Consider the following 14,010-nt stretch of genomic DNA (forward strand, 5'->3'; position numbering starts at 1 on the left):
GCCCCACCCGCTACCTAATCATCGGCGTTGGCGAACAGCGTGCGCAGGTTGCACTCGCGCTGCCATGCCTGCCGTTCCGGCGTGGAGGCCGCCTGGCGCGTGAGTTCGTCGCCGCTCAACTCCGCCTGCGCCTGGATCAGCCGGTCCGCGACTTTCGGATCCGGCAGCATCGTGCCGAAGAACGCGACGGCATCGCCGCGCTGCACGAGCAGCGTGGGAAAATTTTCGACGTCGAGGTCGCCGACGACGTCGGCCTGGTCTTCCACGTCGATCCAGACGAACGTCTTGTCGGGATGGCGCGTGGCCAGGCCGTCGAACGCGGCGCGGTAGGACGAGCAGGTGCCGCACCAGGCAGCGCACAGGCAGGCGACGATCCAGCCGTCGCCGTGGAGGGCGGCGGCAACCTGGTCGCGGGTATCGGGATCGAGGGTCAGACTGGACATGGGCGCGATTCTACAACGGTTCCGCGCTTTTGGCTGGCCGGGCCGCCGGGTTACAATACGCCATGCCTATCATCCTCGCCATCGAAACCTCGTCCGAGCTGGCGTCCTGCGCGTTATTGAACAGCGCGGACGGCGCGGACACCCCCGGATTGCCCCGCGTATTGACTCGCGTATTGACCCGCGAATCGTCCGGCGTCCGCACGCATTCGCAGTCCGTCCTGCCCATGGTGCAGGAACTGCTGCGCGACGCCGGCATCGCGCTGGCCGACTGCGACGCCATCGCGTTCGGCGCCGGTCCGGGTTCGTTCACGGGCGTGCGCACGGCGTGCGGCGTGGCGCAGGGTCTCGCGTTCGGCGCCCGCAAACCGGTGCTGCCGCTGGTGACGCTGGAAGCGATGGCCGAGGCGTGCCGCGCACGCACGGGCGCGTCCGACGTGCTCGCCGTGCTGGATGCGCGCATGGGCGAAGTCTATTGGGCGCAGTACCGCTGGACCGGCGCCTGGCAGGCCGTGCGCGCGCCTGCGCTGAGCGCGCCGGGCGCCGTCGCGCCGGAGATGGTCGAAGGCTTGACTGCCTGCGGCAACGGGTTCGCGGCGTATCCGGAAGCCTTCGCGGATGCGCCGTTCGTGGCCGGTGCGCACAGCGACATCCTGCCGCATGCGCGCGAATTCGCGGTGCTGGGCGTGGCCGCGCTGGCGGCGGGCCGCGCGGTGCCGGCCGACGAGGCGCAGCCGCTCTACCTGCGCAACAAGGTCGCGTACACGAGCGCGGAACGCCAGGCCATCAACGCGGCCAGGGCGGAGGCGCGATGACCGACGCCGCGCACCTGGAACTGCGCCCGATGGTCGTGGGCGACGTCGACGAGGTGCATGCCCTCGAATGCAGCGTGTTTCCGCATCCGTGGAGCCGCGCGAATTTCATGGACTCGCTCGCGAGCGGCTACGATGCCTGGGTGCTGCGCGAGCCGGCGGGCGCGCTGGCCGGGTATTTCCTGCTGATGTATGCGCTGGACGAAGCGCACCTGCTCGACGTGGCCGTCGCGGCGCCGCTGCACGGACGCGGCGTCGGGCGCTACCTGCTGGACCGCATCGCGGCCAGGTCGCGGGCAGAGCGCATGGCGTCGATCCTGCTCGAGGTGCGGCCGTCCAACACGCGCGCACTCGAGGTGTACCGGCGCTACGGCTATGAAGAGATCGGCCGCCGCAAGGGCTATTATCCCGCGCACGAAGGGCGGCGCGAGGATGCGATCGTGATGAGGTATGTGTTATGAACGGTGTCAGCGAACGCGACGCCATCTTCCTGAACGAGATGGGCCTCGGGCCGCTGTGGCAGTTGCGCACGGCGCCGCCGCGCGAGGTTGCCCCGCAGCCGACGCCGCTGCAGCCGGTGGCGCAGTCGGCGTCCGCGCTGGCGCCGGTCGTCGCGGCCGTCGTCGAACCGCCCGCGCCGGTCGCGCGTCCGCCACGGCCCGCGCCGGCGGGGCCGCGTCCGCCCGGCCCGACGCCGCTGCAACCGGTCGCGCAATCCGTATCCGCGCTGGCGCCGCCGGCCGACCACGATTCCGCCTGGGACGATGCCGCGTTGCCGAGCGATGCGACGCCGGAAGAAATCGCGGCCATGGACTGGGACCAGCTCGCCATCGCCATCGCCGCGTGCCGGCGCTGCAGCGCGTGCCGCGAAGGGCGCGCGCCGGTGCCGGGCACGGGCGCGAAGCAGGCGCGCTGGGTCGTCGCGGCCGGCGCCACGACGGCTGCCGATGAAAAGGCGCGCGTCCCGCTCGCGGGCGATTCCGGCAAGCTGCTGGACAATATGCTGGCCGCCGTCGGCATGGGCCGCGAGCGCGACGTCTACGTGACGAACCTCATCAAATGCCGCCCGACGACGCCGAACGGCGGCGAGCGCGCGCCCACGCCGCAGGAGGCGGCCGCGTGCCGTCCCTACCTCGAACGCGAGGTGGCGTTGACGGGCGCGGAGACCGTGCTGACCCTGGGCCAGATCGCCGCCAACACCTTGCTGGGCCGCGCGCTGCCGGAGCCGCTGGCCGGCGCGCGGGGCGGCGCTCACGCGCTGGAGACGGGCGGACGCACGGTGAACCTGGTGGCGACCTTGCATCCGGGCGAACTGCTGCGGCGCGGTGCCGACAAGGCCCTCGCGTGGGCCGACTTGTGCAGGGCAAGGAACGCCCGTGCGCGCTCAGGCTGACACGTACCAGGCGCTGTTCGAACGCCGCTGGCGCCATCTGCGGCGCGCGCGGGTGCGGGCGCTGGCCTGGCTGCTGGACGCCCCGGACCTGCTCGACATCCACGACCCGCACTGGGAAGGCCGCATCGCGACGCTCGGTCCGATGACGGAAGCCACGGCGCGCTGGCTGGCCGAACTCGATGCCGATCCGGCGCCGCTGGACGCGGCACTCGGTTCGAAGATGTATACGCGCCTCGGCCTGTACGCGGAAAAGCTGATGGCCTTTTATTTCGCGCACCAGGGCCGCCTCGTCGCGCACGGCCTGCAGGTACGGGCCAGCCGCAACGACACCGTCGGCGAGTTCGATTTTCTGCTGGATGCGGGCGAGGGTGCCGAACACATCGAGTTCGCCACCAAGTTCTACCTGCTGCAGGGCGATGCCGCGACGGGCTTCGACACGTTCGTCGGTCCGAACCTGGCCGACAGCCTGGGCCGCAAGATGCGCAAGGTGTTCGAGCGCCAGCTCGAGCTGGGCCGCCACCCGGCCGCGCAGGACGTATTGCCGCGGCCCGTCGTCGCGGCGCGCGCGCTCGTCAAGGGCTGGCTGTTTTACCCGCGCGGCACGTACCAGGCCATGCAGGGCATCACGGCGGGCCACTGCCGCGGCTTCTGGTGCGCACTGGAAGAACTCGACGCCTTGCCCGGCGATCGCTTCCTGATCCTGCCGCGCCTGCAATGGCTGCCGCCGTTCCGCGCGCAATCGGCGGTGTGGATGCTGGACAAGGCCCAGCTGGCCGCGGAACTGGAAGACCACTTCATGGCGTCAAGCGCACCCGTGCTCGTGGCGCTCGTGCGCGAAGAGCCGGACAACATCGTGGAAGTCGAACGGGGCTTCATCGTCCCGAACGACTGGCGCGACCGCGCCAACGCCCGCCTGCACCCCTGACCGGGGTCAGACCTCAAGATTCGGGGTCAGAGCACATTTCGGCGCACTGTCTTTTCGGCATTGTTTGACGCCGCGCGCCCGCATGCAGGCCCTCGCGCGATCACGGCTTGCGCATCGCTGCCCGTACCGATCAATTTCTCGAAAAAGTGCTCTGACCCCGAATTGCCGAATTGGCTGGATCAGTGCTTGTGCTCGCCGATCAGCGCGAGCGAGTCGTGCTCGCGCTGGTTCGCCGCATGGCGGCGGCCGATCAGCCACATGATGCCGGCCAGCGACATGCCGAACAGGACGATGATGACGTCCAGGTCCAGGCTCAGCGTGATCATGATGGCGTACAGCGCCAGCATGGTGAGGATGGAGAGGTTTTCGTTGAAGTTCTGCACGGCGATCGAGTGGCCGGCGCTCATCAGCACGTGGCCGCGGTGCTGCAGCAGGGCGTTCATCGGCACGACGAAGTAGCCGGACAGGAGGCCGATGAGCAGCAGCAGCACGACGGCGATCGGCAGCGAATACACGATCGTCATCGAGGTCACGACGAGGCCCATGATGATGCCGAGCGGGATCACGGTCAGCGACTTCTTCAGCGGGATCATCTTCGCCGCCATCGCCGCGCCGATCGCGGACCCGATGGCGACGACGCCGATCAGCCCCGTCGCCTTGTCGAGGGACATGTGCAGCGAGCGCTTGGCCCATTCCAGCACGATCAATTGCAGCGTCGCGCCGGCGCCCCAGAACAGCGTCGTCACGGCCAGCGAGATCTGGCCCAGCTTGTCTTTCCACAGCGTGGCGGAGCAGTCGGCGAAATCGGCGATCAGCTTGGCCGGATTGCGTTCCTGGTGCTCGTAGCGGGCGCCGGTGTCCGGGATGCGCAGGTTGAAGCCGGCCGCCAGCGCGTACACGCCGATCAGCACGGCGAGCTGGGCCTTGGTCGAGGAGTTGATGCCGGTGTCGATATAGGGCACGTCGAGCGTCATCAGCCAGGCGCTGCCGTGGGCACTGACGAGGGCGCCGCCCATGGCCGCGCCGAGGATGATGGACATGACGGTCAGGCCCTCGATCCAGCCGTTGGCCGCGACGAGTCGTTCGGCGGGCAGCAGCTCGGTCAGGATGCCGTATTTGGCGGGAGAGTAGACGGCGGCGCCGAAGCCGACGACAGTGCAGGCGATGAGGGGGTGGGCGCCGAAGAAGATCAGGCAGCAGCCGAAAACCTTGATTAAATTGGCGGTGAACATCACCCGTCCCTTGGGCATCGAATCGGCAAACGCGCCGACGAATGGTGCCAGGAGGACGTAGAACAAGACGAACGACAGCTTCAGCAGCGGAGTAAGCGAAGCCGGGGCTTTCATCGCCGTTAGCAGACCGATCGAGACAAATATCAGCGCGTTGTCTGCCAGCGACGAGAAGAACTGCGCCGCCATGATGGTATAAAAACCACGGTTCATTCGAAAGGTTCAAAAAACTGGATGGGTTGCTTTATACCATGAAAGACCGGTTCGCCCAAGGAATCGACAATATGGCATTTCACTGCCGGGAGTAAAATAAACCTTTCGTTCTCAGCCGCCGCCCCCATCTGAAAGCCATGCCACGTCCCCTGCACGCCACCATCCACCTCGACTCCATGCAGCACAATCTGGCCCGTGCGCGCGCCTGTGCGCCGCAGGCGAACGTCTGGGCGGTGGTGAAGGCGAACGCGTACGGACACGGCCTGGAACGGGGCATGCGCGGCTTCGCGCAGGCCGACGGCCTGGCCCTGATCGAAACGGAAGGCGCGCTGCGCCTGCGCGAGCTGGGCTGGGCGAAGCCGATCCTCTTATTAGAGGGAATCTTCGACACGTCGGACATCCCCTTGCTGGCTGAACATAATGTCAACAGCACGGTCCATTGCATCGAGCAGGTCAAGATGCTGGAGTACACCCAGCTCTACCGTCCCATCGACGTGCACCTCAAGATGAATACGGGCATGAACCGCCTCGGCTTTCAGCCGGACGAGTTCGCGGCGGCCTACCAGCGGCTGCGCGCCATCCCGGGCATCCGCAACATCACGTTGATGACGCATTTCGCGAACGCGGACGAGCTGGAGCATCCGCGCCTGTCGATCGGCGAGCAGGTACGCCGGTTCCGGCTGGGCGCGGACGGCTTGCCGGGCGAGCGCAGCCTGTCGAATTCCGGCGGGGTGCTGCACACGGCGGAGCTCGTCCAGGAATTGCAGAGCGACTGGGTGCGCCCCGGCATCATGCTGTACGGCGGCACGCCTGGTGGCCGCTCGGCCAAGGACTACGGGCTGTTGCCGACGATGACACTGAAATCCGAAGTCATCGGCATCCAGCACCTGGAGCAGGGCGACAGCGTGGGCTACGGCAGCCGCTTCCAGGCGGACCGCGCGCTGACGGTGGGCATCGTCGCCTGCGGCTATGCGGACGGCTACCCGCGCCATGCCGAGCACGGCACGCCCGTGCTGGTGGACGGCGTCCGCACGACGCTCGTCGGCCGGGTGTCGATGGACATGATGGCCGTCGACCTGTCGCCCATTGCGAACGCGCGCGTGGGTAGCAAGGTCACCCTGTGGGGCGACGGTCTCCCGATCGACGAGGTGGCGCATGCCGCCGGCACGATCGGCTATGAATTGATGTGCGCCGTGGCGCCGCGCGTGCGCGTGGCCGAGGCGCCGCTCGGGTGCGATCCCATTTTATAACCAAGGAATCATGGCTAAACCCCGTACCAGTTTCGTCTGCAGCGATTGCGGCAGCGTCGCCAGCCGCTGGACCGGCCAGTGCGCCGATTGCAAGGCCTGGAACACGATGACCGAGCAGGTCGAGACCGCCGGCCTGAATCGCATGTCGCAAACGCCGCACATGCATAAGAGCCTTGCGCAAACGGCCCCCGTGCTGTCGCTCGCCGACATCGAGGCGATCGACGTGCCCCGCTTCGGCACCGGCATCGACGAATTCGACCGCGTGCTGGGCGGCGGCCTCGTCGCGGGCGGCGTCGTGCTGATCGGCGGCGACCCCGGCATCGGCAAGTCGACCTTGCTGCTGCAGGCGCTGGCGAACCTGGCTGCGGCGCGCAGCACGCTATATGTGTCCGGCGAGGAATCCGGCGCCCAGATCGCCCTGCGCGCGCGCCGGCTGCAGGTCGAGGCGAAAGACCTGAAGCTGCAAGCCGAGATCCAGCTGGAAAAAATCCTCGGCACCATTGCCGACCTCAAGCCGGAGGTCGCCGTCATCGACTCGATCCAGACCGTGTACTCGGATGCGCTGACGTCGGCCCCCGGTTCCGTCTCGCAGGTGCGCGAATGCGCGGCGCAGCTCACGCGCGTGGCCAAGCAGACGGGCGTGACGATCATCCTCGTCGGCCACGTGACGAAGGAGGGCGCGCTCGCGGGGCCGCGCGTGCTGGAGCACATCGTCGACACCGTGCTGTATTTCGAAGGCGATACGCAGAGCAGCTTCCGCCTCGTGCGCGCCATCAAGAACCGTTTCGGCGCCGTCAACGAGCTGGGCGTGTTCGCGATGACGGAAAAGGGCCTGAAGGGCGTGTCGAACCCGTCCGCACTGTTCCTGTCGCAACACGACAACCAGGTGCCCGGTTCCTGCGTGATGGTGACGCAGGAGGGCACGCGGCCGCTGCTGGTCGAAGTGCAGGCGCTCGTCGACGCGAGTCATTTGCCGAACGCGCGCCGGCTGTCCGTCGGCCTGGAGCAGAACCGCCTCGCGATGCTGCTCGCGGTGCTGCACCGCCATGCCGGCATTGCCGCGTTCGACCAGGACGTGTTCATCAACGCGGTGGGTGGCGTCAAGATCACGGAGCCCGCGGCCGACCTGGCCGTCCTGCTCGCGATCAATTCGTCGATGCGCAACAAGGCGCTCCCCCGCGGCCTCGTCGTGTTCGGCGAGGTGGGCCTGGCCGGCGAGATCCGTCCCGCCCCGCGTGGGCAGGAGCGTTTGCGCGAAGCGGCGAAGCTGGGCTTTTCCGTCGCCGTGATCCCGAAAGCTAATGCGCCGAAGCAAAAGATCGAGGGGATGACCATCGTGGCCGTCGAGCGGATCGATGAAGCGTTCAGCAAGCTGCGCGAGCTCGACTGATCACCGTAACGTGAATAGCGGTAACACGCAAGATTATCGTTTGCACCTATAATGCCCCTCGTTTTTAAAAGATTCACAGGCTTATCGTGGCAATAGATCAGAGGCAATCCGCACGCAAGATCCTGAAGGTGCGGGCAGTCCTGGCGATGGAGGGCCAGCCCCCCGTCCAAGGACGTACATCCGACATCGGCTCCAATGGCGTCAGCATTACCGTGCCGCATCCGCTGCAGACGGGGCAGACGGGCCAGGTCGGCTTCGACCTGCTCGTCGACGGCACGCCGTTTCCCCTGCATGCGCGCGTCAAGGTGATGTATTGTATTTTCAGCAATGGCGAGTTCAAGGCCGGGTTGCAGTTCATGAACCTGGACCTGGCGGCGATGAGCCAGGTGTCACGCTTCCTGCGCTGATTCATTGGCCGGTTGACAAGAAAAGCGGCGGGTGCCTTGGGCCCCGCCGCTTTTTCTTTGATGAGACCTCTGCGGCCCCCAATGCTATTCGTGATAGCGGTCGTGCAACCTTTGTGAACTGCCGATGCCTTCGGAAATCACCCCATACAGCACGAGGACGACCATCCCGGTCAGCATACCTGTAATGAATAACATACCGTTCGAACGCCGTTGAGCGCTCCCTCCCCCATCTGTCATTCGAGATTGTAGGACTACTCCTCCATACTGCATGAACACTTTCAAATTAGCATAAGAAAAAGTATTTACAAGGCGCTTTTTCTCGGCTTCGGAAGAGGGTAGAACCGTAGATTGTGACAGCGGTCGAAGGGCTGTGTGACATGTCATTTCGGGCGGTCACATTATGCGCCGCGCATGTCATATGGCCGGACTGGCCATGTCATAAAGCCGTCATATTTCCTCACTACACTGCGCAGCATCAACCGTGTCACACCTAACCAAAGGACCTTGATATGCGCATGAAGCAACTGCTGGCAACCATCATCATCGGCACCACCGCCGCGTTCGCGAGCACCGCGACCCTGGCTGCCGACATCACCGGTGCTGGTTCCACCTTCGCCTACCCGATCTATTCGAAATGGGCGGAGATGTACAAGAAGACCAGCGGCAACGGCCTGAATTACCAATCGATTGGCTCCGGCGCCGGCATCAAGCAGATCAAGGCCAAGACCGTCGATTTCGGCGCATCGGACATGCCGCTGTCGGTCGAAGACCTGAACGAGGCGGGCCTGGTGCAGTTCCCGACCATCATGGGCGGCGTCGTCGCCATCGTCAACCTGGACGGCGTGGCGCCGGGCCAGCTGAAACTGACCGGTCCGGTCATCGCCGACATCTACCTGGGCAAGATCGCCAAGTGGAATGACAAGGCGATCGCCGCGCTGAATCCGGGCGTGAAGCTGCCGGCCGAAGACATCACCGTCGTGCACCGCGCCGACGGCTCGGGCACCTCGTTCCTGTTCACGAACTACCTGTCGCAGACCAACCCGGACTTCAAGGCGAAGATCGGTGCCGGCACCGCCGTGAAATGGGCTGTCGGCGTGGGTGGCAAGGGCAATGACGGCGTCGCCGCCAACGTCCAGCGCATCAAGGGCTCGATCGGCTACGTCGAGTGGGCATATGCCAAGAAGAACAAGCTGGCCCATACCCAGCTGAAGAACCGCGACGGCAATTTCCTGCAGCCGGACGACGACGCGTTCAAGGCCGCCGCCGCCAACGCCGACTGGGCCAAGGCACCGGGCTTCGGCGTGGTGCTGACCGACCAGCCCGGCAAGGCCGCATGGCCGATCGTCGGTGCGACGTACGCAATCATGCACAAGTCGCAAGCCGATGGCGCCAAGGGCAAGGAAGTGCTGAAGTTCTTCGACTACGCGTTCAAGAACGGTGCTGCCGCCGCCGCTGAACTGGACTACGTGCCGATGCCGGCTGCGACCACCAAGCTGGTGGAAGACGCCTGGAAGGCCAACCTGAAGGATGCTTCGGGCAAAGCGCTCTGGTAATTGAGCAATACCCGACACGTGGGTAGCGCCGCTCCCACCTCCCGGCGCGAGGTCGGGCAGGTGGGAGTGGCGCGTTTTTGCTTCTAGGTAATAAATTGGACAAACACATGAACGCACACCCCGCGCTCGCCGCCGACGAGGCCGGCCAGGCCGCGTTGCAGGAAGAAGCCCGCAACGTCGCACTGCGCAATACCATGCGCGTGCAGCGCATCCAGGACTTCATCTTCCACAAGGTGACCCTGTTGTTCGCCGCCAGCGTCCTGATCGTCCTCGTGGGCATCATCATTTCCCTGGCGATCGGCGCGGCGCCTGCGTTCCGCGAATTCGGCGCGTCCTTCCTCACCACCAACGAGTGGGATCCCGTCAACGACAAATTCGGCGCGCTGATCGCCATCACGGGTACGCTGGTCACGTCGATCATCGCGCTGCTCGTCGCCTTTCCCATCAGCTTCGGCATCGCGCTGTTCCTCACCGAGATCTGCCCGGCCTGGCTGCGCCGCCCGATGGGCATGGCCGTCGAACTGCTGGCCGGCGTGCCGTCGATCATCTACGGCATGTGGGGCCTGTTCGTGTTCGCGCCGCTGTTCGGCGACACCATCCAGCCGTTCCTGAAAGAGACGCTCGGCGTGCTGCCGTTCATCGGGCCGTTCTTCCAGGGGCCGACGATGGGCCTGGGCCTCCTGACCGCCGGGATCATCCTTGCCGTGATGATCATCCCGTTCATCGCGTCCGTGATGCGCGACGTGTTCGAGATCGTGCCGGCCGTGCTGAAGGAATCCGCATACGGCCTCGGCTGCACGAAATGGGAAGTCGTGCGCAAGATCGTGCTGCCGTACACCCGCGCCGGCGTGGTCGGCGGCGTGATGCTGGGCCTCGGCCGCGCGCTGGGCGAGACGATGGCCGTCACGTTCGTCATCGGCAATGCCAACGACATCAAGCTGTCGCTGTTCGCGCCGGGTAATTCGATTTCCTCGACGCTGGCCAACGAATTCGCCGAAGCCAGCTCGCAACTGCACGTGTCCGCGCTGTTCGCGCTGGGCCTGATCCTGTTCGCCATCACGTTCATCGTGCTGTCGGCCGCCAAATTGATGCTCGTCGGGATGTCCCGCAAGGAAGGGGTGAAGTAATGGATGCCGTTGTCAATTCCGTGTATCGGCGCCGCCTGCTGGGCCATCGCATCGGCATCGCGCTGTCCGTGCTGGCGATGGCCGTCGGCCTCGGCTTCCTGCTGTGGATCCTGGAGACCCTGCTGGTCAATGGCTTCGGCGCACTGTCGCACACGCTGTTCACGATGGACACGCCGGCGCCGGGCAGCCCGGGCGGCCTGCGCAACGCGATCGTCGGCAGCCTCATGATGGTAGGCCTGTCCACGGCGATCTCGACGCCGGTCGGCATCCTGGCCGGCATCTATCTCGCCGAGTACGGCCAGAACAACAAATTCGCCGCCGTCACGCGCTTCGTCACGGACATCATGCTGTCGGCGCCGTCGATCGTGATCGGCCTGTTCGTGTACGCCCTGTGCGTGGCGCGCTTCGGGCATTTCTCCGGCTATGCGGGCACGATCGCGCTGTCGCTGATCGCGATCCCCGTCGTCGTCCGCACGACCGACAACATGCTGCACCTGGTGCCGAACAGCCTGCTGGAAGCGGCGTTCGCGCTGGGCGCGCCGCGCTGGAAAGTGGCGACGATGGTGCGCCTGCGCGCCGTGAAGGCGGGCGTGGTGACCGGCGTGCTGCTGGCCGTGGCCCGCATCGCCGGCGAGACGGCGCCGCTGCTGTTCACCGCGCTGAACAATCAGTTCTTCAGCCTCGACATGAAACAGCCGATGGCCAACCTGCCGGTGGCGATCTACCTGTTCGCGATGAGTTCGTACGAAGACTGGCGCAGCCTCGCCTGGGGTGCCGCCCTGCTGGTGACGTTCAGCGTGCTGCTCCTGAATATCCTGTCGCGGACCCTGTTCCGCCAAAAGAACCCGCAATAAGTTGACGAAGATCCCAGATCCCATGATGACCCAGACCCTGTCCACCCCGTCGCAAACGACGCAAGGTTCGAAGCCCAAGACCAAGACCATCGAGATCTCCGGCCTGGACTTTTATTACGGCAAGACGAAGAGCCTGAAGAACGTCAACCTGGACGTCCACGACAAGCAGGTCACCGCATTCATCGGTCCGTCGGGCTGCGGCAAGTCGACCTTGCTGCGCACGCTGAACCGCATGTACGACCTGTACCCGGGCCAGCGCGCGGAAGGCGCCATCCTGTACCGCGGCCGGAATATCCTGGAGCCCGGTGTCGACGTGAACATGCTGCGCGCCAAGATCGGCATGGTGTTCCAGAAGCCGACGCCGTTCCCGATGTCCATCTACGACAACATCGCGTTCGGCGTGCGTCTGTACGAAGACCTGTCGAAAGGCGAGATGGACGAGCGCGTGGAATGGGCGCTCAAGAAGGCCGCGCTGTGGACCGAAGTGAAGGACAAGCTGAACAAGAGCGGCCTGTCGCTGTCCGGCGGCCAGCAGCAGCGCCTGTGCATCGCGCGCGGCGTCGCGGTGAAGCCGGACGTGCTGCTGCTGGACGAGCCGACGTCGGCGCTGGACCCGATCTCGACGTCGAAGATCGAGGAACTGATCAGCGAACTGAAGGGCGACTACACGATCGCCATCGTCACGCACAACATGCAGCAGGCCGCACGCTGCTCGGACTACACGGCGTACATGTACCTGGGCGAACTGGTGGAATTCGGCGAGACCGACCAGCTGTTCCTGAACCCGGTGCGGAAAGAGACCCAGGATTACATCACCGGCCGCTTCGGTTGAGCGAGGGGAGGCTCTCCAACCTACTGCGCGTTGCAGGGCCGGCCTGCGATGCTCGCCGTACCGGATGTACGGCTGCGCTTCTCGGCCACCCCTGCCGCCGCTCGCTACGGTTGTAGAGCCCCCCGAAAAGCTAACGATACGCCAGTCAAGTTAAAATTACGATATTCAATAGGAACCGAAAACATGGTAGGCGAGCACTCTTCCAAGCAGTACGACCAGGAACTGGAAGCGATCCGGTCGAAAGTGCTGCTCATGGGCGGCATGGTGGAAACGCAGTTCGACGAGGCGGTGAATGCGTTCCGCGTCGGCAACACCGAGCAGGCCGACAAGGTGGTGGCGGACGACCACGCCGTCAACCAGCTCGAAGTGCAGCTGGACGACGCCTGCAGCCACCTGATCGTGCGCCGCCAGCCGGCCGCCAACGACCTGCGTACGATCATGGCGACGATCAAGGTGATCACGGACCTCGAGCGCATCGGCGACGAGGCCGCCAAGATCGCCCGCACGGCCAAGAGCCTGCACGAGCGCGGCATGGTCAGCTTCAACCACTACGAGACGGTGCGCACGATCTCGCGCGCGACGGCCGACATGCTGCACGACGCGCTCGACGCGTTCGCGCGCCTGGACGGCAAGGCTGCCGTGCAGATCATCGCCCAGGACGACGTGATCGACCACGAGTTCCGCACCATCATGCGCAGTACCATCACGTTCATGATGGAAGACCCGCGCACGATTTCGCCGGCGCTGGACGTGCTGTGGGTGGCCAAGGCCATCGAGCGCATCGGCGACCACGCCAAGAACATCGCCGAGTACGTGATCTACGTCGTCGAGGGGCGGGACATCAGGCATAGCAAACCACAAGCCGTCGCGGCTGGCGGAGAAGGGTGATCGATGGCGGCCAACACGAGCGTCCTGATTGTCGAAGATGAGCCGGCGATCGTCGAACTGGTGAGCTATTCGCTGCGCGAGACGGGCTGGGAGATCCGCACGGCCGCCAACGTGGCGGCGGCCTGGGATTCGATCGTGCACGGCAGGCCCGACCTGCTGCTGCTGGACTGGATGCTGCCCGACCAGAGCGGCCTGCGGTTGCTGTCGCGCCTGCGCGGCGACCGCGATTTCCAGGACATCCCCGTCATCATGCTGACGGCGAAGAGCATGGAAGAGGACAAGATCGCGGGGCTCAATACCGGCGCCGACGACTACGTGACGAAGCCGTTCTCGCCGCGCGAACTGGTGGCCCGCTCGAAAGCGCTGCTGCGCCGCAAGAGCCCGCACCTGGCCGAGGCGCCGCTGTCGGCCGGTCCGGTCATGCTCGATCCGGCCAGCTGCACGGTCACCCTGGACGGCCGCCAGCTCGATATGGGCAATGCCGAATACCGCCTGCTGAAATTCCTGATGGCGCACCGCGAGCGCGTGTTCTCGCGCAGCCAGCTGCTCGACAAGGTGTGGGGCGACGCGGCGGCCGTCGAGGAACGCACGGTCGACGTCCACGTCCTCCGGCTGCGCAAGGCGCTGAAGGAAGCGGAAAAGCTGATCAAGACCGTGCGCAGCGTGGGCTACATGCTGTCCGAAAAAGAAAAATAGA

The 14,010-nt window shown here is 65.6% G+C and carries 15 protein-coding genes; 13 read left to right on the plus strand and 2 right to left on the minus strand.

Going from position 1 to position 14,010, the window contains the following annotated elements; genetic code table 11:
- Positions 1–14: 14 nt before the first annotated feature.
- Entirely contained in the window at positions 15–443 is a 429-nt protein-coding gene (locus tag ACEN98_RS25615) for a thioredoxin family protein (protein WP_413387675.1), read from the minus strand.
- A gap of 62 nt (positions 444–505) precedes the next feature.
- Between ACEN98_RS25615 and tsaB the strand changes: the two genes are divergently transcribed.
- From tsaB to ACEN98_RS25635, 4 genes are read left to right on the plus strand one after another with little or no spacing between them, the layout of a single operon-like run.
- On the plus strand, positions 506–1,255 hold the full coding sequence (gene tsaB, locus ACEN98_RS25620) for a tRNA (adenosine(37)-N6)-threonylcarbamoyltransferase complex dimerization subunit type 1 TsaB (RefSeq protein ID WP_413387676.1): 750 nt from the start codon (positions 506–508) through the stop codon (positions 1,253–1,255).
- Complete coding sequence (rimI, locus tag ACEN98_RS25625) at positions 1,252–1,713, plus strand: ribosomal protein S18-alanine N-acetyltransferase (protein ID WP_413387678.1); 462 nt, start codon at positions 1,252–1,254, stop codon at positions 1,711–1,713. Before tsaB ends, rimI begins: the two co-directional genes overlap by 4 nt.
- Complete coding sequence (locus ACEN98_RS25630) at positions 1,710–2,645, plus strand: uracil-DNA glycosylase (protein ID WP_413387679.1); 936 nt, start codon at positions 1,710–1,712, stop codon at positions 2,643–2,645. The genes rimI and ACEN98_RS25630 overlap by 4 nt, the downstream gene beginning before the upstream one ends.
- Positions 2,629–3,570, plus strand: coding sequence for a DUF1853 family protein (locus ACEN98_RS25635; protein ID WP_413387680.1), 942 nt, complete (start codon positions 2,629–2,631; stop codon positions 3,568–3,570). The genes ACEN98_RS25630 and ACEN98_RS25635 overlap by 17 nt, the downstream gene beginning before the upstream one ends.
- Positions 3,571–3,749: 179 nt before the next feature.
- Here ACEN98_RS25635 and lplT read toward each other — a convergent pair whose 3' ends face one another.
- A complete protein-coding gene (gene lplT, locus ACEN98_RS25640; protein ID WP_413340052.1) occupies positions 3,750–5,012 on the minus strand; it encodes a lysophospholipid transporter LplT in 1,263 nt (420 codons plus the stop codon).
- Positions 5,013–5,149: 137 nt separating this feature from the next.
- On the opposite strand from lplT, the gene alr reads away from it, so the two are divergent.
- The 9 genes from alr (at position 5,150) to ACEN98_RS25685 (ending at position 14,009) form a co-directional block, all read left to right on the plus strand.
- Positions 5,150–6,262, plus strand: a complete 1,113-nt coding sequence (gene alr, locus ACEN98_RS25645; protein WP_413387681.1) for an alanine racemase — start codon at positions 5,150–5,152, stop codon at positions 6,260–6,262.
- A gap of 10 nt (positions 6,263–6,272) precedes the next feature.
- Complete coding sequence (gene radA, locus ACEN98_RS25650) at positions 6,273–7,652, plus strand: DNA repair protein RadA (RefSeq protein ID WP_413387682.1); 1,380 nt, start codon at positions 6,273–6,275, stop codon at positions 7,650–7,652.
- 86 nt (positions 7,653–7,738) lie between these two features.
- The gene (locus ACEN98_RS25655) at positions 7,739–8,059 is read left to right on the plus strand and encodes a PilZ domain-containing protein (RefSeq protein ID WP_413387683.1); all 321 of its coding nucleotides are present in this window, start codon (positions 7,739–7,741) and stop codon (positions 8,057–8,059) included.
- Between the two features lie 509 nt (positions 8,060–8,568).
- Positions 8,569–9,612 (plus strand): phosphate ABC transporter substrate-binding protein PstS, encoded by a 1,044-nt coding sequence (gene pstS / locus ACEN98_RS25660; RefSeq protein WP_413340059.1) that lies wholly within the window; start codon positions 8,569–8,571, stop codon positions 9,610–9,612.
- 194 nt (positions 9,613–9,806) lie between these two features.
- Entirely contained in the window at positions 9,807–10,739 is a 933-nt protein-coding gene (gene pstC, locus ACEN98_RS25665; protein ID WP_413389089.1) for a phosphate ABC transporter permease subunit PstC, read from the plus strand.
- A complete protein-coding gene (gene pstA / locus ACEN98_RS25670) occupies positions 10,739–11,593 on the plus strand; it encodes a phosphate ABC transporter permease PstA (protein ID WP_413387684.1) in 855 nt (284 codons plus the stop codon). Before pstC ends, pstA begins: the two co-directional genes overlap by 1 nt.
- Positions 11,594–11,618: 25 nt before the next feature.
- On the plus strand, positions 11,619–12,425 hold the full coding sequence (gene pstB, locus ACEN98_RS25675; protein WP_413340069.1) for a phosphate ABC transporter ATP-binding protein PstB: 807 nt from the start codon (positions 11,619–11,621) through the stop codon (positions 12,423–12,425).
- Positions 12,426–12,608: 183 nt separating this feature from the next.
- Positions 12,609–13,313, plus strand: coding sequence for a phosphate signaling complex protein PhoU (gene phoU / locus ACEN98_RS25680; RefSeq protein ID WP_413387685.1), 705 nt, complete (start codon positions 12,609–12,611; stop codon positions 13,311–13,313).
- A gap of 3 nt (positions 13,314–13,316) precedes the next feature.
- A complete protein-coding gene (locus ACEN98_RS25685) occupies positions 13,317–14,009 on the plus strand; it encodes a response regulator (protein ID WP_413340064.1) in 693 nt (230 codons plus the stop codon).
- Position 14,010 lies beyond the last annotated feature (1 nt).

The sequence above is a fragment of the Massilia sp. CT11-137 genome (genome assembly GCF_047302885.1).
GTDB classification, from domain to species: domain Bacteria; phylum Pseudomonadota; class Gammaproteobacteria; order Burkholderiales; family Burkholderiaceae_D; genus Telluria; species Telluria orientalis.